This window comes from Mucilaginibacter metallidurans (genome assembly GCF_003286435.2).
GTDB lineage: Bacteria > Bacteroidota > Bacteroidia > Sphingobacteriales > Sphingobacteriaceae > Mucilaginibacter > Mucilaginibacter gossypii.
In genome coordinates, this window is record NZ_CP043449.1 from 6,305,725 (window position 1) to 6,327,919 (window position 22,195).

General features: G+C 43.2%; 19 protein-coding genes. 14 read left to right on the plus strand and 5 right to left on the minus strand.

What is annotated here, in order from left to right:
- Positions 1-133: 133 nt before the first annotated feature.
- Entirely contained in the window at positions 134-1,510 is a 1,377-nt protein-coding gene (hisS, locus tag DIU38_RS27050; RefSeq protein ID WP_112655681.1) for a histidine--tRNA ligase, read from the minus strand.
- 261 nt (positions 1,511-1,771) lie between these two features.
- On the minus strand, positions 1,772-2,638 hold the full coding sequence (locus tag DIU38_RS27055) for a hypothetical protein (protein WP_146750310.1): 867 nt from the start codon (positions 2,636-2,638) through the stop codon (positions 1,772-1,774).
- A 1,143-nt stretch (positions 2,639-3,781) separates the two neighbouring features.
- Between DIU38_RS27055 and DIU38_RS27060 the strand changes: the two genes are divergently transcribed.
- The 5 genes from DIU38_RS27060 (at position 3,782) to DIU38_RS27080 (ending at position 9,500) form a co-directional block, all read left to right on the plus strand.
- A complete protein-coding gene (locus DIU38_RS27060) occupies positions 3,782-4,444 on the plus strand; it encodes a 3-keto-disaccharide hydrolase (RefSeq protein ID WP_208057692.1) in 663 nt (220 codons plus the stop codon).
- Positions 4,445-4,574: 130 nt separating this feature from the next.
- A complete protein-coding gene (locus tag DIU38_RS27065; protein ID WP_090532624.1) occupies positions 4,575-6,311 on the plus strand; it encodes a GMC oxidoreductase in 1,737 nt (578 codons plus the stop codon).
- A gap of 20 nt (positions 6,312-6,331) precedes the next feature.
- Positions 6,332-6,979 carry a gluconate 2-dehydrogenase subunit 3 family protein gene (locus DIU38_RS27070; RefSeq protein ID WP_112655675.1) on the plus strand — a complete coding sequence of 216 codons (648 nt, stop codon included), beginning with the start codon at positions 6,332-6,334 and terminating at the stop codon, positions 6,977-6,979.
- Positions 6,980-7,576: 597 nt separating this feature from the next.
- Positions 7,577-8,695, plus strand: coding sequence for a zinc-binding dehydrogenase (locus DIU38_RS27075; RefSeq protein ID WP_112655673.1), 1,119 nt, complete (start codon positions 7,577-7,579; stop codon positions 8,693-8,695).
- 7 nt (positions 8,696-8,702) lie between these two features.
- Positions 8,703-9,500 carry an alpha/beta hydrolase gene (locus tag DIU38_RS27080; protein WP_112655671.1) on the plus strand — a complete coding sequence of 266 codons (798 nt, stop codon included), beginning with the start codon at positions 8,703-8,705 and terminating at the stop codon, positions 9,498-9,500.
- 193 nt (positions 9,501-9,693) lie between these two features.
- On the opposite strand, the gene DIU38_RS27085 is transcribed toward DIU38_RS27080, so the two are convergent.
- Positions 9,694-10,470, minus strand: a complete 777-nt coding sequence (locus DIU38_RS27085; RefSeq protein WP_146750309.1) for a hypothetical protein — start codon at positions 10,468-10,470, stop codon at positions 9,694-9,696.
- A 213-nt stretch (positions 10,471-10,683) separates the two neighbouring features.
- Between DIU38_RS27085 and DIU38_RS27090 the strand changes: the two genes are divergently transcribed.
- Positions 10,684-11,136 (plus strand): 3-oxoacyl-ACP synthase, encoded by a 453-nt coding sequence (locus DIU38_RS27090; protein WP_112655667.1) that lies wholly within the window; start codon positions 10,684-10,686, stop codon positions 11,134-11,136.
- 312 nt (positions 11,137-11,448) lie between these two features.
- On the plus strand, positions 11,449-11,829 hold the full coding sequence (locus tag DIU38_RS27095) for an RNA recognition motif domain-containing protein (protein WP_090532614.1): 381 nt from the start codon (positions 11,449-11,451) through the stop codon (positions 11,827-11,829).
- A gap of 153 nt (positions 11,830-11,982) precedes the next feature.
- Here DIU38_RS27095 and DIU38_RS27100 read toward each other — a convergent pair whose 3' ends face one another.
- Positions 11,983-13,191 (minus strand): sensor histidine kinase, encoded by a 1,209-nt coding sequence (locus tag DIU38_RS27100; protein WP_112655665.1) that lies wholly within the window; start codon positions 13,189-13,191, stop codon positions 11,983-11,985.
- A gap of 212 nt (positions 13,192-13,403) precedes the next feature.
- On the opposite strand from DIU38_RS27100, the gene DIU38_RS27105 reads away from it, so the two are divergent.
- The 7 genes from DIU38_RS27105 (at position 13,404) to DIU38_RS27135 (ending at position 21,090) form a co-directional block, all read left to right on the plus strand.
- Positions 13,404-14,249, plus strand: coding sequence for a dienelactone hydrolase family protein (locus tag DIU38_RS27105; RefSeq protein WP_112655663.1), 846 nt, complete (start codon positions 13,404-13,406; stop codon positions 14,247-14,249).
- 81 nt (positions 14,250-14,330) lie between these two features.
- A complete protein-coding gene (locus tag DIU38_RS27110; RefSeq protein ID WP_112655661.1) occupies positions 14,331-15,293 on the plus strand; it encodes a lysylphosphatidylglycerol synthase domain-containing protein in 963 nt (320 codons plus the stop codon).
- Positions 15,290-16,420: a glycosyltransferase family 2 protein gene (locus DIU38_RS27115; protein WP_243770650.1), complete on the plus strand. Its 1,131-nt coding sequence runs from the start codon at positions 15,290-15,292 to the stop codon at positions 16,418-16,420. Before DIU38_RS27110 ends, DIU38_RS27115 begins: the two co-directional genes overlap by 4 nt.
- A gap of 227 nt (positions 16,421-16,647) precedes the next feature.
- Complete coding sequence (locus DIU38_RS27120; RefSeq protein ID WP_112655659.1) at positions 16,648-17,856, plus strand: ABC transporter permease; 1,209 nt, start codon at positions 16,648-16,650, stop codon at positions 17,854-17,856.
- 40 nt (positions 17,857-17,896) lie between these two features.
- Positions 17,897-19,135: a PP2C family protein-serine/threonine phosphatase gene (locus tag DIU38_RS27125; protein ID WP_112655657.1), complete on the plus strand. Its 1,239-nt coding sequence runs from the start codon at positions 17,897-17,899 to the stop codon at positions 19,133-19,135.
- A gap of 86 nt (positions 19,136-19,221) precedes the next feature.
- On the plus strand, positions 19,222-19,818 hold the full coding sequence (locus tag DIU38_RS27130) for a ribonuclease HII (protein ID WP_112655655.1): 597 nt from the start codon (positions 19,222-19,224) through the stop codon (positions 19,816-19,818).
- Between the two features lie 57 nt (positions 19,819-19,875).
- Positions 19,876-21,090 (plus strand): glycosyltransferase family 4 protein, encoded by a 1,215-nt coding sequence (locus DIU38_RS27135; protein WP_112655653.1) that lies wholly within the window; start codon positions 19,876-19,878, stop codon positions 21,088-21,090.
- A gap of 80 nt (positions 21,091-21,170) precedes the next feature.
- Here DIU38_RS27135 and DIU38_RS27140 read toward each other — a convergent pair whose 3' ends face one another.
- On the minus strand, positions 21,171-22,142 hold the full coding sequence (locus tag DIU38_RS27140; RefSeq protein ID WP_112655651.1) for a transglutaminase family protein: 972 nt from the start codon (positions 22,140-22,142) through the stop codon (positions 21,171-21,173).
- Between the last annotated feature and the right edge of the window lie 53 nt (positions 22,143-22,195).

Genomic DNA, 22,195 nt, shown 5'->3' on the forward strand with positions numbered 1-22,195 from the left:
TGGCCGCTTAGCGAGTGGGGTGCTGAAACAAGTTCAGCATGACCTTGATTTTTATTATGTCATGGGTAGTCCGTCGAAGTATGGTGGGCCGGGCCTCTGACAACGAAAAAAATCCTGAAAGCCAAAAAAACGTTTAATCCCGGTTCAGTTTTGCTACGATCTCATCCGCCGTCAGTTTTTCCTGAACTCCGCTTGCCATGTCTTTAAATGTCAATAGCCCGGTTTGCATTTCATCACCGCCGACAACCACCACATAAGGGATGTTTTTATTGTTAGCGTACTCCATCTGCTTTTTGATTTTCGCACCTGCGGGATAGAGTTCGGTGTTGATATTGTTGCGGCGAAGCCGCTGTAATAGAGGTAAGCTATAAAGTTCGCCTTCTTTATCGAAATTGCATATAAGCACCTGCGTGGTTTGATTGCTGCCGGCGGGGAAAAGGTTTAGCTCTTCCAGTACGTCATAGATCCTGTCGGCCCCGAAGGAGATCCCGGCACCGGTAAGGCCTTTTAAGCCGAACATGCCGGTAAGGTCGTCATACCTGCCGCCGCCGCCAATGCTGCCCATATTTACTTCGTTGGTTTTCACCTCGAAGATGGCACCGGTATAATAGTTTAAGCCACGCGCAAGGGTGATGTCCAATTCAAGCTTAGCAGTTTGCAGCGGGCAGCGTTCTATATAGCCGAAAACGGTTTCTATTTCGTCGCAGCCTTTTAAGCCAATCTCTGATTGCGCTAACGCTTCACGAAGACTTGCCAGCTTTTCGGTGTTGTTGCCTTCCAACAGGATAACCGGCTTTAGTTTGTCGATATCGGCATCGGTAAAGCCTTTTTCGAGCAGTTCTTTAATCACGCCATCGAGACCGATCTTATCCAGTTTGTCAATGGCTACGGTTAAATCTATGATATTATCGGATTTATCTATAGCCTGGGCAATTCCTGATAGTATTTTTCTATTATTGATTTTGATGCTGAAATCTTTAAGGCCAAGCTTGGTTAAAGCCTCGTCATAGATCATAATAAACTCGGCTTCGTTCAGTAGTGAATCAGAGCCTACCACATCCGCATCGCATTGGTAAAACTCACGGTAACGGCCACGTTGGGGCCTGTCGGCACGCCAAACCGGCTGCACCTGGAAACGCTTGAACGGAAAAGTGATCTCGTTTTGGTGTTGAACTACGTAACGGGCAAAAGGCACGGTAAGGTCATAGCGTAGGGCTTTTTCTGATATGGCAACTGCTACAGAATTAGAATTGCGTTCAATAAGTTTTTGTTCGTCAACCTTGGCCAGATAATCACCGCTGTTAAGTACTTTAAATATCAGCTTATCCCCTTCTTCGCCATATTTCCCCATTAAGGTTGATGAGTTTTCCATGGTGGGTGTTTCTATCTGCTGATAGCCATATTTGCGGAAAACGGATTTAATGGTGTCGAAAATATAATTGCGTTTCACCATTTCGGCGGGTGAAAAATCGCGGGTGCCTTTGGGTACGGATGGTTTAATGGATGCCATGCGGCAAATGTACAAAAAAGAGGGTTATGCGGGGTTGGATGCTTGGCAGCAGGGCAACAAATCACAGGCTGACGGCAGAAAGTTCTCTAAACAAAGCGAGGGTTCGTTTTCGAACCCTCGCTTTGTTTTTCTACATCTCGTCATTGCGAGGTACGAAGCAATCCCCGATAGGCAGAGCGGCTAAGCAAATCCCTCTGTAAAGTTTGGGATTGCTTCGTACCTCGCAATGACGATTGGAGAAATGTAGGGTAGAAAAATCTACTACTTATGCGTATGAAAGCTCAAACTTGTTGCAAAGCCAATAGTGACATAACCATAGCTATCCTCAAAAAACTGGTTGTAATCATCCTGTCCGCGGTAGCCTCCGCCAACCATAAGGGCGGCATCAGGCATAAAGGGAAACTGGTAATAGTATTTCAGGCTCACGTTTAAACGTTTCTTGAAATCAAAGGTTGAGTAATTATCGTACTTGTCGGCAATGTAAGTGAAGTCGAACCGGATGCGCTGCCAGTTTTGGTAGATCTTTTTGCTTTTATCTGTTGGATCTTCAATGGCTTTGGCAAAATTATACATGCGGCTGCCGTTGATGCGAATAAAGCCATAATGATCTTTCAAGCCTTCGGACAGGCCAAGGTTGAATAAACCGGCGTGGACCTCTAAACCCAGGTTATCATAACGGTTGATGATCAGGTCTTTTTTATCAAAGCGTTTGCCACTGTAATAAGTTAAAGTATAAAAGTTGGTGGTGAACTTGCCGCTATCGCGGTTAAAGCTGCCATCGGGGTTAAGTGATGGTCCACGTACGCCGTTGGAATGATGCGAGTAACCGAACGAAAAGAACTTTGGATTGTAAGTATCCTCGTTCACCCTGAAATACAGCGTACCGCCCGGCATAAAGCTTGGAGATTTTACCGGTGCTCCCTGTGAGGACAGCAGGCGGATCTTTACCCGTGCGGTAAACACAAAGAAGAAACGTGATTTAGGCGTGCTGAATAAAACGAAGTTCGGCGCCAGGTCGGCAGTGAGCTGCGTTTTTATTTTGTTAAAGTAATCGTTCCCGCCTTCGGATACACGCAGGTTTTGCTCATAAATGTGATCAAATGCCTGGTTAATCAGCCGCTTTTTCATCAGTGCGCTGTCAGCCAGCGAATCGGTCGGAGCAGCTGTGCGGGTATTCGCAGTCGCTGTTAAATTGTCAACAGTAATAAAAAGGAGCAGTAAGCAAATCGCTTTTAATGCAAACGTTAAATTAAAACGCCGCGTTAACCCAAATTTCTTGAAACCTGGTTTTATTAAATAAAAATTGATCAATGTAGTAAATATTAATTACCGATAATGCTTGGGTTATAGTTATTTACGGTTAATCTTATGCGTTAAGATAAGGTTAACCACAACGGCGCAATATTACCTATTATAAGTTTTTTTATACCGGGGGATATGTCAGGACTAAGTAAATGTATCTCTAAACACTTTCTTATGACATTGGCCAGAAATTATGAACGTTTGTTGGCTGTTTCTCAATCGGCCCCGCGCGGGCGCCGGTATAGCGTTTGCTAAAGCCCGGGCTTATTTTGCCACTTGGGCAAAACAACACCTTTCCATCCGAAATTATGGTGACAGGATTTTGTCAGCACTCCGCACTGTTCATTCTGCTTAATCCGAAAAACTTTAAAATCCATAAAAAACAGCGAAAATAATAGGGTTTTTCAGGCCCGCACATGAAACGCCTTTAAACTACTCCTTTAGGCTTTACTAATTGATAATCAATTGTTTAATATTGTTTCGCCTTTTTTTAGGTAACTGATTACCAATGTGTTTCATAAAAAAGCCGTTCCGCTGTTTCACTTTCAAAAAATGGAACCTTACTGTTTTTTAAAAAAATAACTACCGGCGGTTTTTCACTTTTTTATGGGGAATCAAAAAATTGGGACACCTCATTTGTTACAATCAGGTGCCCGCTCGATGTTGTCCATCTACCATAAATTGTCCATTGTAACCAAGCTTTTACCTCAGTTTTCGCAGGCTTATACTTTATTTTTGCGATAATCGTTTTAGCATTAAAAAAAAGCCAATATATTTAGCCCAACCTAAAAAAATGTTCAGTTAATTTGCAATTAAAACGTTTTATCAAAATATGCCCTTAAACAGTTTTTATACTTTTTAAGTCAGATACCTTGTACAAAGTAAAACAATGAAACCAACAGGAGCCGCCGCAACCAACCAACGCTATTTTAATGGCGGTTCTGATACTATAAAAACAACTATAATTTTATGAAAAAAATCATGCTTGGCCTGATGGCCATCCCGGCTTTTTGCCTGTCGGTATCGGCACAAACCAAACTGTTCGATGGGAAAACCACCAATGGCTGGCACACCTACTTAAAAAAGGAAGTTGTAGGCTGGAAAGTTGTTGACGGTGCTTTGCAACTCGATCCGCAGGCAGCAGAAGGTCATGGCGATCTGGTTACCGATGGCGAGTACGAAAACTACGAACTTACCTTAGAGTGGAACATCAGCAAAGAGGGTAACAGCGGCATTATTTTCGGGGTGCATGAAGACCCTCAATTTGGCGCAACTTACTTAACTGGCATGGAAATGCAGGTGCTTGATAATAAAGATGCCAGCGATAACAAAAAAGCCAACCACCTTGCGGGTTCATTGTATGATATGATTGCCCCTTCAAAAGATGTATGCAAACCGGCCGGCGAATGGAACAAAGTGAAATTGCGCAAAAAAGATGGTCAGCTTACTTTCTGGCTTAATGGTACCCAAATTGTTGATGTAAAAATGGGCAGCGACGAATGGAACAAGGTATTAGCTGATAGCAAGTTTAAAAACTGGAAAGGTTTTGCCCAATATCCTAAAGGCCACATTGCTTTGCAGGATCACGGTCACCTGGTTAGCTACCGTAACATTAAATTGAAACAGCTTTAATATTTTTTATGAACAGGGTACGGATATAGTGCCCTGTTCATATCTTTATACCATAACTTAAATTGTGTTAACATGCTCCAGGCATGTATAATTTCTCTTCGTATAAGAAAGAAGGATACTTTGATATAATATGAGCGATCTGCAAATTAAAAAATCATCAGCCACCTATGATGTGGTGATTGTTGGTTCTGGTGCCGGCGGGGGTATGGCCGGTTACGTATTGGCCAACGCCGGGATAAAAGTTTTAATGCTTGAGGCCGGTGCTTACTTTGACCCTGCTAAAGATTCACAACAGTTAAAATGGCCATGGGAGTCGCCGCGCCGCGGTGCCGGTACTACCCGTCCTTTCGGCGATTTTGACGCTGCCTATGGCGGTTGGGAAATCGACGGCGAACCTTACACAACAAAAGATAAAACAGAGTTTTTCTGGTTCCGCTCGCGGATGCTGGGTGGCCGTACCAATCACTGGGGCCGGATCTCATTAAGGATGGGCCCGCGTGATTTCCAGGCCAAAGACGGCCTTACCGACGACTGGCCAATCACCTATGACGATGTAAAACCATACTATGATAAGGTTGACCGTATGATAGGTGTTTACGGAACCAAGGAAGGTTTGGAGAACGAACCGGATGGCATTTTCCTTCCTCCGCCCAAACCGAGGCTTAATGAGCTTTATATAGTAAAAGGTGCTCAAAAAGCTGGCGTTAAAATTATTCCGGGCCGTGGTTCGGTATTAACAGAAGCTTTACCGGGCAATAAAGACCGTGGCGCATGTTTCTTCTGCGGGCAATGCGGTCGTAGTTGTAAAGTTTATGGCGATTTCTCGGCATCATCATGTTTGGTAATCCCGGCTATCAAAACAGGTAACTTAAAGGTGATTACCAACGCCATGGTACGCGAGGTGATAACTAATGCCGAAGGCCTGGCTGTGGGTGTATCATACGTTAATAAAGAAGATTTGCAGGAATACCAGGTTAACGCCAAAACAGTTATCCTTGGTGCAAGCGCAGGCGAATCGGCCAGGATCTTGCTTAACTCAAAATCGGCCCAGCATCCGGGCGGTTTGGCTAACAGCAGCGGTGTTGTAGGGCATTACCTGCATGACTCAACCGGCTCAAGCGCCGGTGGTTTCCTTCCACAGTTGATGGACCGCAAGCGTTACAATGAAGACGGCGTTGGCAGTGTGCACATCTACTCGCCATGGTGGTTAGATAATAAAAAACTGGATTTCCCTCGCGGTTACCACATCGAATATGGCGGCGGTTTACATATGCCCTCATATGGTTTTAGCGGTGGCATCCAAAACATGAATGGTGTAGTGCCGGGCCGCGATGGTAAAATGAAAGAAGCCGGTGGTTATGGTGCTTCGTTGAAAGACGACTATCGTCGTTTTTATGGTACCCAATTTGGCATGGCCGGTCGTGGTACTGCTATTGCCCGTTATGATAACTATTGCGAAATTGATCCTAACGTAGTTGATAAATACGGGATCCCGGTATTGCGTTTCCACTATAAATGGGCCCCTGATGAAATTAAACAGGCCAAACACATGCAGGAAACCTTCCAGGAAATTATGCACAATATGGGCGGGGCAATATACGGTCCGCCGCAAGGCCCTGAAACCAACTACGGTTTGGAAGCTCCGGGTAAGATCATTCACGAAGTAGGTACCATCCGCATGGGTAACGATCCTAAAAAATCGGCCTTAAATAAATGGTGCCAGGCGCATGATTGTAAAAACCTGTTTGTAGTTGATGCCGCTCCGTTTGTACAACAAGGCGATAAAAACGCTACATGGACAATCCTTGCGTTATCAATGCGTACCGCAGAATACATTATTCAGGAAAGAAAAAAATTAAACGTTTAACAAGCTAACATAACAATTTTATGAACAGACGTGACTCCCTCAAAGCCCTTGGCTTGGGTACACTTTCGGCAGGATTATTACTGGAGGCCTGTAAAACCGATACTAAAAAAGGCGCAGAAGAAACAACTACCACAGCAGCCGGTGACGAAGTAGGTCGCCAGCCGTTTGAGGTTGAGCGGGATAAAAAACTGCATGCCGATAAATTTTTCACCGCTGCCGAAATGGCTACCATCACTGTGCTTGCCGACATCATTATCCCTAAGGATGATAAATCGGGCAGCGCATCTGATGCCAAGGTGCCGGATTTTATTGAGTTTATTGTAAAAGATATGCCCGATCATCAAACCCCGATGCGTGGTGGTTTACGTTGGTTGGATTTACAATGCCTTAACCGTTTCGGTAAGCCATTTACCGATTGCACAAAAGATCAGCAGATCCAGCTAATTGATATGATCGCTTACCCCGCTAAAGCTAAGCCAGAAATGGCACAGGGTGTGGCTTTCTTCAACCGCATGCGTGATCTTACCGCATCAGGCTTTTTCACCAGCGAAATTGGGGTGAAAGATATTGGCTACGCAGGTAACCAACCCGGCAAGTGGACAGGTGTACCTGAAGATATCCTGAAACATTACGGCATGGAAAATGTGAAGGCTTCCGCTTCGATGTAAGAAAAAACATGTCATAGATGAGGGACGACGAAGCAATCTCGTAGCTATTCGGTGCGGATCTGTTTCCGTGCGGCTGCCATGCTGCGCTCAAAATGACATGGAGGTTATTCTTGCGCCCGTTTGCAACGAATGCTTAACTTGGGTTTGCGTTTATGACGCAACTGGCGATACAATCGCTGAACCATATTAAGCGCCCGTTGCAAACGGGCGCAAGTTTTTTTTAAGATTACTTTTCAATTTAACTCCTACGGTTCCACGCCAAATGCGGATAAATTTACCGCCAGCTCCCCCCCCCTTTTTGCTTCTTTATAATTGAAGTTTAAAGTAATGTAAAGGCTTGATTATTAACAATAACTACAGGCGTGGAAAACTGGTGTATTTTATCCGATGATCCTTTAAAAACATTGCTGAATGTTATAAAGAGCCTTTTCGTGGATAATATAGGCCACTTTTTGGACAATTTGCTAAAGTTTTAGAATCATAGCTTAACCTATTTTTGTTGCATTCAGCACTGTTAATATGGCAAGCTATAGTAATTGCTATTATTTGCACCACCGGTTTAACGGTGTATGAAAAACGTTTAACATATCCCCAATTATGGCCATAATATGCAAGGCAGCTATTGCCAATGGAAAGGGTGGTTTTTCGGTACAGGATATTGTGGTGAATGAACCGAAAGAACATGAAGTGCTGGTTAAAATAAAAGCGGCGGGACTTTGCCATACCGATCATGACTCATTAAGCTGGGGAAAGCAGCTCATTATAGGTCATGAAGGCGCTGGTATTGTGGTTTCGGTTGGGAAAAATATTAGCAGTGTACTACCCGGCGATAAGGTGATCTTAAACTGGGCCATGCATTGCGGCAAATGCTTTCAGTGCCTGGAGGGTAACCTGCATTTGTGTGAAGTAGCCTCGCCGGTTGCAGCCGGCGGCAATGGCTACACTCCGGGCCATGCCGGTCTCGACGGAACAACGCTTAATGGCGATCCCATTTTAAGGTCGTTTAATATTGGTACCATATCCGGATATACTTTGGTAAAAGAGTCGGCGGTGGTAAAAAACACATCGGAAACCATGTCATTCCCTGCTGCAAGTATCATCAGCTGCGGGGTGATGACAGGCTACGGCTCAGTTGTAAATGCAGCCAGGCTAAAAGCAGGTTCATCAGCAGTTGTATTGGGTACCGGCGGCGTTGGCCTTAATGTGATACAAGGTGCAAAAATTGCCGGCGCGGGTATAATCATAGCTATTGATATTAACCCCACCCGGCTTGAAATGGCTGTTAAGTTTGGTGCAACACACACTATTTTAGCCACGAAAGATGATATAGGCCTGCTTAAAGCCGCCGAAGAAGTAAAAAAACTTACCGGTGGCCGCGGGGCTGATTACGCTTTTGAATGCACTGCCATCCCCGAATTAGGTGCAGCCCCCTTAGCAATGGTGCGCAATGCCGGTACGGCCGTGCAGGTAAGCGGGATTGAGCAGGAGATCACCATTGATATGCGCCTTTTTGAATGGGATAAGATTTACCTTAACCCGCTTTATGGTAAGTGCCGCCCGCAAATTGATTTTCCGGATATAGTACAACATTATACCAGCGGGCACTTATTACTTGAAGAAATGATTACACGTACATATTCTATAAACGAACTTGATAAAGCTTTTGACGACATGCTGAAAGGCAGGAATGCCAAAGGAGTTATCGTGTTCGACTAAAAAGCTAATGCCATTTAAAACAACAGAAATTTCCAATCCGCAATATGAAAGTAATCAGCTGCGGTTTATAACGGTAAAAACGCCCAATCTCAAAGGTCGTGGCGATATCTGTTTATACGTACCGCCGGGTGCCAATAAAAACGAGGTTTTACCTATTGTAATATTGCTGCACGGTGTATATGGCAGTGCCTGGAGCTGGGCCATGAGCGGGGGCGTTCATTTAAAAGCCAATGAACTGATTGAAAAAGGCGAATTGCCAAGAATGATATTAGCCATGCCGTCAGACGGGCTTTGGGGCGATGGCTCAGGTTATTTGCCGCATAGCGGCTTTAATTTTGAACAGTGGATAGCCGAGGATGTGCCTACGGCTGTAATGGAGAATATTCCGGGTGCAAAACAAAATTCACCGCTGTTTATAGCTGGCCTCTCTATGGGAGGATTTGGCGCTTTGAGGATCGGCGCAAAATACGGGCATAAATTTAAGGCCATTGCCGGCCTGTCGTCTATAACAAGCTTGCCGCAAATCAAACTTTTTGCCGGTGAGCCTTTAAAAACCTATGCCCAGGATATTGTGGCCGATGAAGATGTGTTTGCAACATTTAAAAAATACAGAGCACAACTGCCGCCTGTTCGGTTTGATTGCGGTACCAATGACCTACTCATCAATTATAACCGCGATTTGCATAAAAAGCTGGATAAGGAGAAGATCCCTCATGTTTATGAAGAAAACACAGGTGGGCACGAGTGGTCATACTGGGCAAAACATATTATTTCAACCCTTAAATTTTTTGCCGGTAAGCTGTAGATAAGGCAGTTAATATAAACTAACGACTGGCTTGTAATGTGCGAATATCATTATTTTGTCAGTTTTAATTAGGCATACATACCATTATTGCACTTCGTAACGTTTATCTACTTTGTAGGTTAACGCCTGCAAATAGTGATAAGGTTTAGGTTTAAAGCCCCAAGCAGCGAGTGCAAGGGGGCTTTTATTTTTGCTAAAGGTCACACAACACTTTTACAGGGTATTTTTTATCGCCAAATATTCTGAGGCGTTTTTCTAAATCAAGAAATTCTGCTTCGAGATCTTCAAAAGTTCTAAGCCCACTTAGTGAACCAGCCATTTTTAGCCCGGGCAATATTTTTAAGGTACCGATAATTTCAAGCTTGGTATTGAAGCTTGTTAGATTTTTATGATTTATGCCAAATTGAACAATACCAAAAAAGAAATTGCAGTTTCCTCCCTCTTTTTCAAAGTTCCAGACACGTTCAATTCCTGGCTGCATTGCCCTGGTTTCTGATTGATCATAACCGGTGCCCATCTTTCTGCCAATTATCTCATTGTTTAATAAATTAACCAAAGTAGGTTTCTCTTTTGCTCGATAGGTTGTCAACGCAAAACGATAATCACATGCGCCGCGGTGTTGGATAATATCGATACAGATAATCACCCTATAACTGCCGTCGATATGCTTAAAGGTTAGTGCTGTATCTGGCTTAAAGTATAAGTTTGTAATGGTTCGGTATGTTTTAGGGGCTCTTATCTTAACGTTTTCCAGGGATATCTTTTTCCAGAATCGTTCAAGTTGGTGGTGCCGGGCTTTTCCTTCGTTTACAGAACTTTCGGCCCAAATCGCGACGCTGATGCCTTTGTCAATCATTCTCTTTACAAGGGATAATATTTCAGCATTGATTTTCCCGATTTCCCAGTATGCTAAGGCACAGGCTGTGATATAAATTTCGTTGTCATAATCGTCAAAATGGCTTAATTCCATCACCGGAAATTTGTCTTTGATGAGTTCAAAATCAACCTTGCTGTCATATAGGTCCATAATGCCCCAATAAGTATCATGAGCAAGATCTCCGTCAATTATTTTTACCCCGTCGGTAGCCATATAATTTATGTTGTTAAAGAACTGCTAAATAAAGAACTATTATTAACTGATGTTAGCCTTTTCCCTATTTTCGTTTTTTATTTGATTTAGTAGATGAGCGATCTGAAGAAAGAATTACACCAGTTATGTGTTAATCACGTGCGTAAAATTATGGAAGCCGCGGAGCTTGCCATAGCCGATGCACAAAAAGCCTCAACCGACGATACCAAAAGCAGTGCGGGTGACAAATATGAAACCGGGCGCGAAATGGCGCAGCAGGAAACCAACCGCAATATGGCGCAGCTAAATGAGGCAAACAAGCTGTTGGTTGCCTTAAACCGGATTGGTACCACCGGTGCCGCGGTACATGCGGAACCAGGTAGTGTGATAATTACCAATAACGGCAATTTTTACCTGGCTATCAGCGCCGGTGTTTTGACACTCAATGGCAAAACATATTTTGCGGTTTCGCCCGCATCTCCAATAGGCAATTTACTTAACGGCAAAAAAGCCGGAGATGAGTTTGCGCTAAATGGAAAACACTATAAAATTGAGTCGGTTGTTTAGGTTTTGAATGCTGATTTATCTTCGGAAAATAACTTTATGTTACTTTAATATTAAAAAAAATACGGGCGGCCCCTTCTTTCTATATTTATTTTACGAAAACACTATATTTTCAAAACAAAACGGATTGGCCTTTGTATTAATGAGTTGGCTTTCACCATTTATTTCCTCAAAAGGGTCAAAAAAATAATTTTTTTTAAAATAAAAGCACTCATTCACATAAACATGCAGTAATCATCAAATATCTATTACTATATTTGATGTTAACAAAACGTGGGTAATTAACAAAGCATGCCCATTAAAAACTAAATATTAATGAACATATTCGTAGGAAGTCTTCCTTTTTCTTTAGGGGAAGCCGATTTAAAGCAGCTTTTCGAAGCTTATGGTGAAGTTAACTCCGTAAAAATTATTATTGACAGGGAATCAGGAAGAAGCAAAGGGTTCGGATTCATTGAAATGGCAGATGATGAGGCAGCACAACAAGCTATAAGCGGCCTAAACGGTTCTGAAGTTAAAGGAAGATCAATTGCAGTAAGCCAGGCAGAAGAGAAAAAACCAGGCGGTGACCGCAGAAGCAGTGGCGGTGGCTACGGTGGTGGTAACCGTGGCGGCGGTGGTTACGGTGGCGGCAACCGCGGTGGCGGTGGCGGCTATTCAAGAGACAATCGTGGCGGCGGCGGCAAAAGCTGGTAAAAATATAACCTAAAGTAAAATACCGGCCTAAAAGCCCGGTATTTTACTTTAGGTATTGCATCTATAATCTACCTTCAGGAAAACAACTTATTTAGGGATTTTTTTGCCTATGCAAATCTCTATGCCCTATTATCTTCCGGACAGGGTCTTTTATTATTGCATTTTTTGCGGCAGCCTTACCTCAAATACAGTCCCTTCGCCAGGTTTTGAGTAGATATTGATTGATCCTTTAAGGGTTTCGATCAGATGTTTTACTAATGCCAGCCCAAAGCCAAATCCCGCTTCGCCGGTTGTTCCTGTTGTTGAAGCTGCATTGCCTTTCAGTATTTTTTCGATAGCTTTTTCATCTATACCGACACCACTGTCCTTCACCTGGATTTGCAGTATATGGGCATGGTCGTTCGGTTCGAGACTCAGGTCTGCATTAACATAACCGCCAGCCGGAGTAAATTTTATGGCGTTTGAGATAAGGTTCCCCGTTATTTGTAACAGTTTATTCCGGGCAAAGGGAATCCGCTCCGATTCGGATGAGGTTGTAACCGTAAGCAAAATGTTTTTATTGCGGGCTTGCGGAATAAAAAGCCGTTCAATTTTATCTTTAAATACCAGCAGGTTAAATTCCGCCCCATTGGATATGGGTTTATGATCGTTTTTATCAGCACTCAGGATCTCATCTGCAAGCTCCAGTATCGATCGCCCGCTTTTATGGATCAGGTTGGTAAACTCCAGCACCTCTTCTATCTGGTTTGACTCCCCTTGTTCGCTGATCAGCTGGGCGAGGCCGATGATTCCGCTTAAAGGCCCACGGATATCATGAGCTACCTTTTTTTGTATTTCGCTGGCTTCAGCAAGCTTACTTTTTAGTTTGGTAATTACTTTCAGGTCTTTTAACCTGCTTAGTATTTCATTGGCAATGATCTTTAAAAGTTCAACCTTTTCGGGTGTGAGTTCCTTAACATTTTTATCAAGCACACATAAGGCCCCGATATTATGATCGTCGCCTACCTTTAGCGGTATGCCATAATAATATCTTAATTTGGGCCCGTCGGTTACATAAAATTTATCCCGGAAACGTTCGTCATTCCGCAAGTCTTCAACCTCAAAATATTCTCCGTCTATAATAGTATACTGACAAACCGAATCCTCACGGGGCATTTGTTCAATTTCTAAACCATGGCCACTGATACTCCATTGTGTATAGGAGTCGATAAGATTAACCAGCGAAACCTCCGTGCCGGTAACTTTGGCTGCCAGCTTAGCCAGGTCCTTAAAACTGTCTTTGTGTTCGGTATAATCAAGATCAAATTCCGAAAGGCTTAAAAGCCTTTCCATTTCATTGTCAGGGATTGGCGGGACAGGCATATTAAATATATATTGGTAATTGCTATATACGTGTTTTTACCCACATAAGATTCAGTAGATAATAAACAGGTGTGCATTAAATTTTAGGTAAGTGTGTATACATTATCATAAATTTATACCGGTTAATCACATTATCCCTCGCAACTAAAACTATATTATCAACGTAATTGTTTTAATGCACAACAGCATTCATTAACATAAAATTGAACCCTATGAAAAAACTGCTCTTATTAACATTATTTATCAGCTTAACCACTATAACTTTTGCGCAGCGCAAAGTGGTTTGCTGCAGTAATCCATCTGCAACACAGCAGTTTGCCATGCTGGCCTCCGATACCCGGTTCAAAATGTCGCACAAAAATCCTTTGCCAATCCGCTTTCAAAGCAGTATCGGCGAGGCCATCACCTACAAAACGCCTGATGGTAAACAGGCATCAGCATTTTTCATGAAAGCCAAAAAGCCTACTAATAATTATTTATTGGTGATACATGAATGGTGGGGCCTTAATGACTATGTAAAAAAAGAATCAGAAAAGCTATATAATGACCTGGGTAACGTCAACGTCATTGACCTCGACCTATACGACGGCAAGGTAGCTACCACACGCGAAGACGCGGGGAAATTTATGCAGGCGGTAAATGACGACAGGGCCCGTGCTATAGTAAACGGAGCCATAGCATATGCCGGCCCCAAAGCACATATCGCTACTATTGGCTGGTGCTTTGGCGGCGGGTGGAGTTTGCAAACCAGCTTACTTGCGGGTAAAAAGGCGGTAGCTTGTGTAATGTATTATGGTATGCCCGAGCAGGACGTAAATAAACTAAAAGCCTTAAACGCCGATGTGCTGGGGAACTTCGCCAATAAAGATCAGTGGATTAACCCTAAGGTTGTAGCTAAATTTGATGCAGATATGAAAGCCGCCGGAAAAAAGGTTTACCTGCACCAGTATGATGCCGACCATGGTTTTGCAAACCCGAGCAATCCTATTTATAACAGCTATGCTACGAAGGACGCGTATGCAAATACCCTGGAGTTTTTAAAGGCAAGATTGAAGTAAACAAAATTAACCGTGCAGTGTTGTATGGGGCAAGCTTTAGCATGCCCCATTTTTTTGTAACATTGCATAAAATTTATCTATTTGACACGCTCTGCTAAAAAGGTTGTTTCATATCTTCTTAAGGCCGGTATATTGATAATTGCAGGGTGGTTTATTTACCGGCAGTTCAACAAAAAGAATAACGACCTAAAGCAGTTTGAACATTTCGCATCGCAAATAAGTACTACCCATGTTGTTATTGTTATGGGGATGGTGGTTATGTTGATGTTTTTGAACTGGTTTCTGGAGGCGCTTAAATGGCGCTATGTAACCAAAGCTTTAATCAATATTTCATTATGGGAAGCTGTTGAGGCTGTTTTTTGCGGCCTTACCTGGGCAGTAACCACACCAAACCGGCTGGGCGAATATGGCGGCCGCGTTATGTTTTTGCCGCCCCGTAAACGTATTCCGGGCATTTTTGCCATGGGCGTAGGTTCATTTAGCCAGGGTTCGGTAACCAATGTTTTGGGCGTAATAGCCATGATCTGGTTTGTAGTCAATTTCATTCATGCCAATTTATTGCTGGCCTGGGGGGTAGTTGCTATCGGCGTTATAATTGTAGCTATGCAGCTGATATTTTATTTTCATATCAACTGGGCAGTTACTTTGCTTGACAGGGTTCCGTTCATTAAAAAATATCATCGCTTTTTTGAAGTAATGGGCCGGTATCACACCCACGAGCTTATCAAGATCATGGGTTTTAGCATTGCGCGGTATATCACCTTTTCAATGCAGTATTTTCTGGTTTTTCAGTTGTTGATGCCGCATATGGCTGTTGTACCCATGATGCTGATGCTGATGCTGTTTTTCGTGGTATCATCAGCCATCCCATCGCTTGATCTCTTTGATATTGGTGTACGCGGATTTACTGCTTCGCACCTGTTTGTGTATGTGACCGATCAAAATATCGCCGTAATAGCCGGTGTATCGTCAATATGGCTTATTAATTTATTTATTCCTGCTATTTTAGGATCGTTTTTTGTTTTAAAACTCAAATTCTTTTGACCGCGCTGATTAGTATTATTTCATTATTTTCCATGGGCCTTTATGTGCTGTTGCTCATCTATCTCCGGATAGGCTGGGCAAAGGTCACCACCCCTCCGGTTATCGCCCAAACATTTAGCACCCAAGTTACTGTGCTTATTGCGGCCCGTAACGAGGAAGAGAAGATCCACCTTACCATTGAAGATATTTTGGCCCAGGACTATCCCAAACACCTGGTGGAGGTCATTATTGTTGACGACCATTCAACCGATAATACCGCGGCTATCATCAGCAGTTATGCGGCACGGGGTGTAAAGCTGTTGCAGCTTAGGCTTGGCGAAACACTTAACTCCTATAAAAAGAAAGCGATAGCCGAAGCCATTAAACTTTCAACAGGCGATTTAATGGTAGCAACGGATGCTGATTGCCGTATGGGTAATCAATGGCTGCGTACTATAGTTGGCTTTTATGAGCAGCATGACCTGGTTATGATTTCTTCGCCGGTAACTTATTTCCAGGAGCAATCGGTGTTTGAGCGCATGCAAACGCTTGATTTTTCATCGCTTATTGGTATGGGGGGCGCGTTTTTAGGTCATGGTTTTGCCGCCACTTGCAACGGGGCAAATTTTGCTTATCGTAAAGATGTATTTTATGAAGTTGGCGGTTTTACCGGCATCGATGACCTGGCCTCGGGCGATGATGAACTTTTGTTGCACAAGGTTGGGGAGCGTTATCCCGGCAGGATAGGCTTTTTAAAACGGCGCGAGGCAATTGTATATACCCACGCAAAGCCTAATTTAAAAGAGTTTATACAGCAAAGGCGCCGCTGGGCATCAAAATCAACCAAGTACAAAAATAAAAAAATGGTTGCCTTTGCGCTTAGTATCTGGCTGTGTAATTTTATGCTATTGTTAACCGCCGTTCTGGGTGTTTTCGATAGCTGTTTCCTGAAATTGTTTCTGCTTACTATCGGAATTAAATATGCGATAGACTTGTTATACATGACACCGATCATGAACTTCTTAAAACGGCGTGAACTACTTTGGTATGTAAGTTTCGTTTTGCCGCTTAATATCCTTTATTTCGTCATTATCGGTTTTTTAGGAAAAAATAAGAAGTATGCCTGGAAAGGAAGAATCGTTAAATGAGTTAAAAGCCATTATTAGGAGCTAAAAGCTCAAGGCTAAAAGCATAAAGCTGAAATTGGGGCTTAACCAAAGCAAATTAGATGTACTGGATTTAGTGATAAGAGGCTTGTAAGCTTTATGCTTTCCGCTTTGAGCTTTCGGCTATCTAAATGTAAAGAAAGCCGTCCTTATTGCTAATTGCACCTATTTAAGCGATATTTAGCCAATACACATGAACTATTAACACATTGGCCGAAATTACACCAGCAAAACGCACCTGGCGTGTTTTTAAGCGTAATAAAATTGCTTTAGGCGGGCTTGCATTTATCCTGCTTACGCTGCTTGTTGCGATACTGGGCTACCTCATTATGCCCGATGATACGCCCCAGGCCAATAATATGATCATACAGCTCAGTATAAAAAAGCCGGGCTCAACCTATATGATGTTAAAGCTCAGGAAAGCGGAGGCTGTTGATACCGTAAATTTGTTCAGCAGGATGCTGTATGGGCAGCCGTCGTTTTATAAAGAAGTTCCCGTTACCGGGTATCATTTCGTTAAAGATTCTATTTACGTTAATGGATATATTGGCGATGAAGATAAGCCCGAGAAAAAAGCCTACAATATTTTTGAGGTAATGACCGGGCAAAAGCCGGTTTATAAAAACGGGAAGGTTATTTTTAATTATAACGGCCAAACAATTGCCCTGCCTGCAATCCCGGCTGTTTATCAAAAGTTTGAAGCCCGCTTACGGGAGGAGAATATCGGGGCTAAAACCTTTTTACTTGGTACTGATGGCTATGGTAGGGATATGCTAAGCCGCCTGTTGCTGGGCACACGGATCTCGCTCGCTGTTGGTTTGATGTCGGTTATCATCAGTATGCTGCTGGGCGTAACTGTAGGGGCTGTAGCGGGTTATTTTGGAGGATGGGTTGATTCCTCATTAAGCTGGCTGATGAATATTTTATGGGCACTGCCTGCCCTGTTATTGGTGATCGCCATATCATTTGCGCTGGGTAAAGGATTATGGCAAATATTTATAGCCGTTGGCCTTTCCATGTGGGTTGAAGTGGCGCGCCTGGTGCGCGGCCAGGTAATGGGCCTTAAACAGGTGGAGTACATTGAGGCCGCACGGGCATTAGGTTTTAGCAACAAGCGCATTATAGCTAAACATATTTTGCCCAACATAACCGGGCCAATACTGGTTTTGGCCTCCTCAAACTTTGCCTCGGCTATACTTTTAGAGGCGGGGCTTAGCTTTTTGGGTTTTGGCGCACAACCGCCTATGCCAACCTGGGGCGGCATGATCAAGGAACATTATGGTTATATTGTTATGGACTCGGCTTTTTTGGCTATCATTCCTGGTATGGCCATTATGCTGCTGGTTTATGCTTTTAACCTGGTAACCGTTGGCTTGCGCGATGCCTTTGATATAAAATCACAAAGTACTCGTATTTAAAAATTATTTCTTCTATTTTAGTCAGCGTACTTATATCAATATGCTGAATATAGACGACGGTTCCGGCGAAGACGAATTGATCAGGCTTTTGCTCAAACGGCAGTCGGAATTAAATTCTTTATTGGAAATAACGCGGGCCATAAACAAAAATACCGCTACTCCTATTCTCATTCAAATGCTGGAAGTTATTCTGCAAAACTATTTGCAGGTAGGTAAACTCAGGTTTTTGATTGAAAAGGATGATAAATTTGCCTGTATAGCTAAGTATGGCGGCGACGTTGAATCATCGGTAGTGCTGGCCCGTGCGTGTAAAAAGCTGAGTAAAGTTAAAGCGCCTATAGCTATTGCCGGGCATCGCGACCCCCTCCTTAAAAAATACAATTACTTTATCCCGGTATATCACAAAAGCAAAGCTCTTGCCTATGCCCTTATCGGCGATTTTAATACCTCGGGCGAGATGCTTAACAATGATCTCAATTTCATCCAAACGCTGATGAACGTGATCATTGTGGCGCTTGAAAATAAAAAACTTTTCCGCGAACGGCTGCAATCAGAACGTTTTTTGCGCGAGATGGAGCTTGCGGTGGAAGTGCAGAATATGCTGATCCCCATGCGTGAACATAAAGATGATAGTGTGGAGATTGGGGCTAAGTATCTTCCGCATCAAAACATCGGCGGTGATTATTTTGATTTTATCCGCCTTAATGAGCATGAGTTTTTATGGTGTATTGCCGATGTATCGGGTAAGGGTATTTCGGCTGCTTTGCTGATGGCCAATTTCCAGGCCAGCCTGCATGCCTGGGCGGCGGTTGAGGATGATTTGACCAATATTATTGACCGTTTAAATAAGATTGTACTCAGCAATACCAAAGGCGAACGGTTTATCACTCTGTTCCTTGCGCGATATAATCAAAAAAAACGACGGCTTAATTATATCAATGCGGGGCACAACCCAACTATACTTTATTCAGAAGGCGGTGCCATTCCACTTAAACTGGGTACCACCATGATTGGGGTTTTTGAAGATCTGCCTTTTTTAAACGAGGGCGAAGTTGATGTGGAGCCCGGCAGCCTGATCTTTAACTATACGGATGGGCTCATGGATTTTGAATCGCCCAGCACCAAAATATGGAATGAGGATAAATTACTTGATTTTGTGCTTGCGCATGGCGAGCTATCGCCCGATAATTTTAATCAGGCGCTGTTGGATTATTTGAGCAACGTTTATAAAAGCAAGCCCATTGATGATATTACCCTGCTTACGCTAAAAATTTTTTAAGTAAAGGGTGCGTTAACTACATGTTGAAAAATACATCATACTAATTGTTTTACTAACACGTTTACAACTCTTATTATATTTACCGGATGTTATCAGCCAGGTACCAGTACGAATTTTTGGAAGCAGGATGCGATGAAGCGGGACGAGGATGTTTGGCCGGGCCTGTATTTGCCGCCGCAGTTATTTTACCGCCTGATTTTGATCATCACCTGCTAAACGATTCCAAACAAGTTACCGAAGAGATAAGGTACCGGCTTCGGGCCGAAATTGAGGAAAAAGCGGTGGCTTATGCCGTAGCATCTGTTGATAATCTGGAGATAGATGAGATTAACATTCTCAATGCATCATTCCTGGCGATGCACCGGGCCATCGAAAAATTACATCTTGAACCTCAGTTCCTGATCATCGACGGCAATCGCTTCAAAAAGTACCGGAACATCCCACATGAGTGTATTATACAAGGCGATGGAAAATATTTCAGCATAGCGGCCGCATCTATCCTGGCTAAAACCTACCGCGACGATTATATGATGCAAATAGCGGCCGAACACCCGGAATATGAATGGCATACCAACAAAGGCTATCCAACCATAAGGCATCGTGAAACCGTAATGAAGATTGGTTTTACACCCTATCACCGCCGTACTTTCAGGGTAACCGACCCGCAGTTAAGTATTTTTTAATGAAGTTTTGAATACCACGTTCAGGATGGTATTTTTGTTAAAAACCAAATCCGCCGTTTGAAGATCCTAATTTTAACTCATCGTGTCCCATTTCCGCAGAATGGCGGTTACGCTATTGTGGTTTGCAATACCATAAAAGGGCTGATTGCACTTGGACATGAAGTTGCATTGGTTGCTTTAAACGGGAAAAGATATCATGGTAGTGTACAAACAGGCGAAGATGAGCTGATGCAGAAGATCAGGTACACATCATATGACATTAACATTAATATATCGGTACTTGATTCCATAACCAACCTGTTCAGCAAAAAATCAAACAACGTTGATCGTTATTACAATGCTGAATTTGAAAAACTCCTGCTACGCGAATTGCGCCAGACATCATACGATGTTATCCAGTTTGAAGGCCTGTTTGTAACGCCTTACCTGGCCGCTATGCGTAAGCATACAAAAGCCAGGTTAATTTACCGGTCGCATAATATTGAACACCAGGTATGGATGAGGCTGGCACAACGAAAAACCGACCTGTTTAAGAAGTGGTACCTGCATTTGCTGGCCCGCCGGGTGAAAGATTATGAACTGCAGCAGCTTAATAAATTTGATGCCATTGCTGTATTTACCAATGAAGATAAAAAAACGCTGTTGTCCTACGGTGTTACCATTCCGGTTGATATTTTTCCAGTAGGTATTTCCCTGACCGATTATAAGCCGGACTATAATAAAACGGAGTTCCCAAGTTTGTTTTTTTTAGGTTCGTTAGATTGGATGCCCAACCGGGAAGGGATTGAATGGTTTATTGAGAATTTTTATAAAGACCTTACCGAGGGCGACCTCCGCGTAAAATTTTATGTTGCCGGGCATAATATCCCCGATAGCTTTGATGAGTATGAAGCGATGGGAAAGATCTTTATCCAGGGTGAGGTTGACGATGCTTCTGAGTTTGTGAACAGTAAGGCTATTATGGTGGTGCCCTTGCTTTCAAGCGGTGGCATGCGGGTTAAAATAGTAGAGGGCATGGCGATGGAAAAATGCATTATCTCTACCTCATTAGGTGCCGAAGGCATCAATTTTACCAATGGCACTAATATCCTTATTGCTAATAACCGGCAGGAGTTTTATGATGCTATTGAACGCTGTATTACCGACGAAGAATTTTGCCGTAATATTGGCCTCAACGCCCGCCGTTTAATTGAAGAACAGCACGATGTACATGTAATAGCACCGGGCCTTGTTGCTTTTTATCAGAGCCTTGACGTTGATTTACCTGAATAAGGGATTCCCTGTACCATTGTTGGTGTGACAACAATTTCTCCGCTGCTACCGCCAACTGAAAACTGCCACTGCCAACTAACCTACTGTTGCTGTTGTTGCTGCTGTTGTTGAATGATCTCCATATATCGCTGATAGCTGTTTTTAGGAAATTCGGCTACCGCGTGCATAGCCGGCGATTCGTGGGTTTTATCCTCAAAAACAATAGTATCTGCATCGTCAACAATTACTGATACTTCCAGCTTGTGGCCGTAAGCGCCTTTATAAACACCTTTAACCGGCGAACAATCTGAAAAATTGCGGCCCACAGCCAGGCGTACGTGGGTTTCATTGGCAATACAGTTATTTGTAGGGTCGATGCCAAGCCAGCCATAGTCGGGCACATACACTTCGGCCCAGGCATGGGTTGCACCTTCGCCGCGCATAGCGCTGCTATGGGTGCAGATATAGCCGCTTACATAACGGGATGGTATTTTAAGCTGGCGGAGCATCACCATTAAAATATGGGCAAAATCCTGGCAAACGCCGGCTTTAAGTTTCCATACTTCATCCAGTGTAGTTTCAACCGTGGTAACGCCTTTGATGTACTCAAAGTTTTTGTAAACCCAGCTGCAAAAACGAAGTGCTATCTGAAAGGGGGTTTCATCTTTACGCCGTTCCTGTTCAACTATTTCCTGTAGCTCGGGCAGGCCTTCAAAATATTCCTGCTTTAAAAAATCAATATAGGGCACCATGTATTGAAGCCGTTTAAGATCCTCCCATTGCTGCTCCGGAAAAATATCATTAACCGGAAGGGGGCGCTGGCGGGTAATGACAACCAGCTTTGAGTTAATGACCAGCATGTTGTGCTGGTTGCTGTAGGTGAAACTGCCAACCTCGTTGCCATAGTAATCGATATGAGTATCAACAACCGGGCTACCTGTTATATTTAGCTCCTGTTTTACCACTTCCTGGTATTCATCTTTTATCGGGAACAGGATGATTTGGTTGGCACTGTCACGAACAGGGCCTTCATAGGTGTATTTGGTGATATGTTGGATCTTAAATTCAGGCATTATTTCTTGAATTAGTTAATTGGATAATTTGAAGATTTGAAAATGATTTAGGG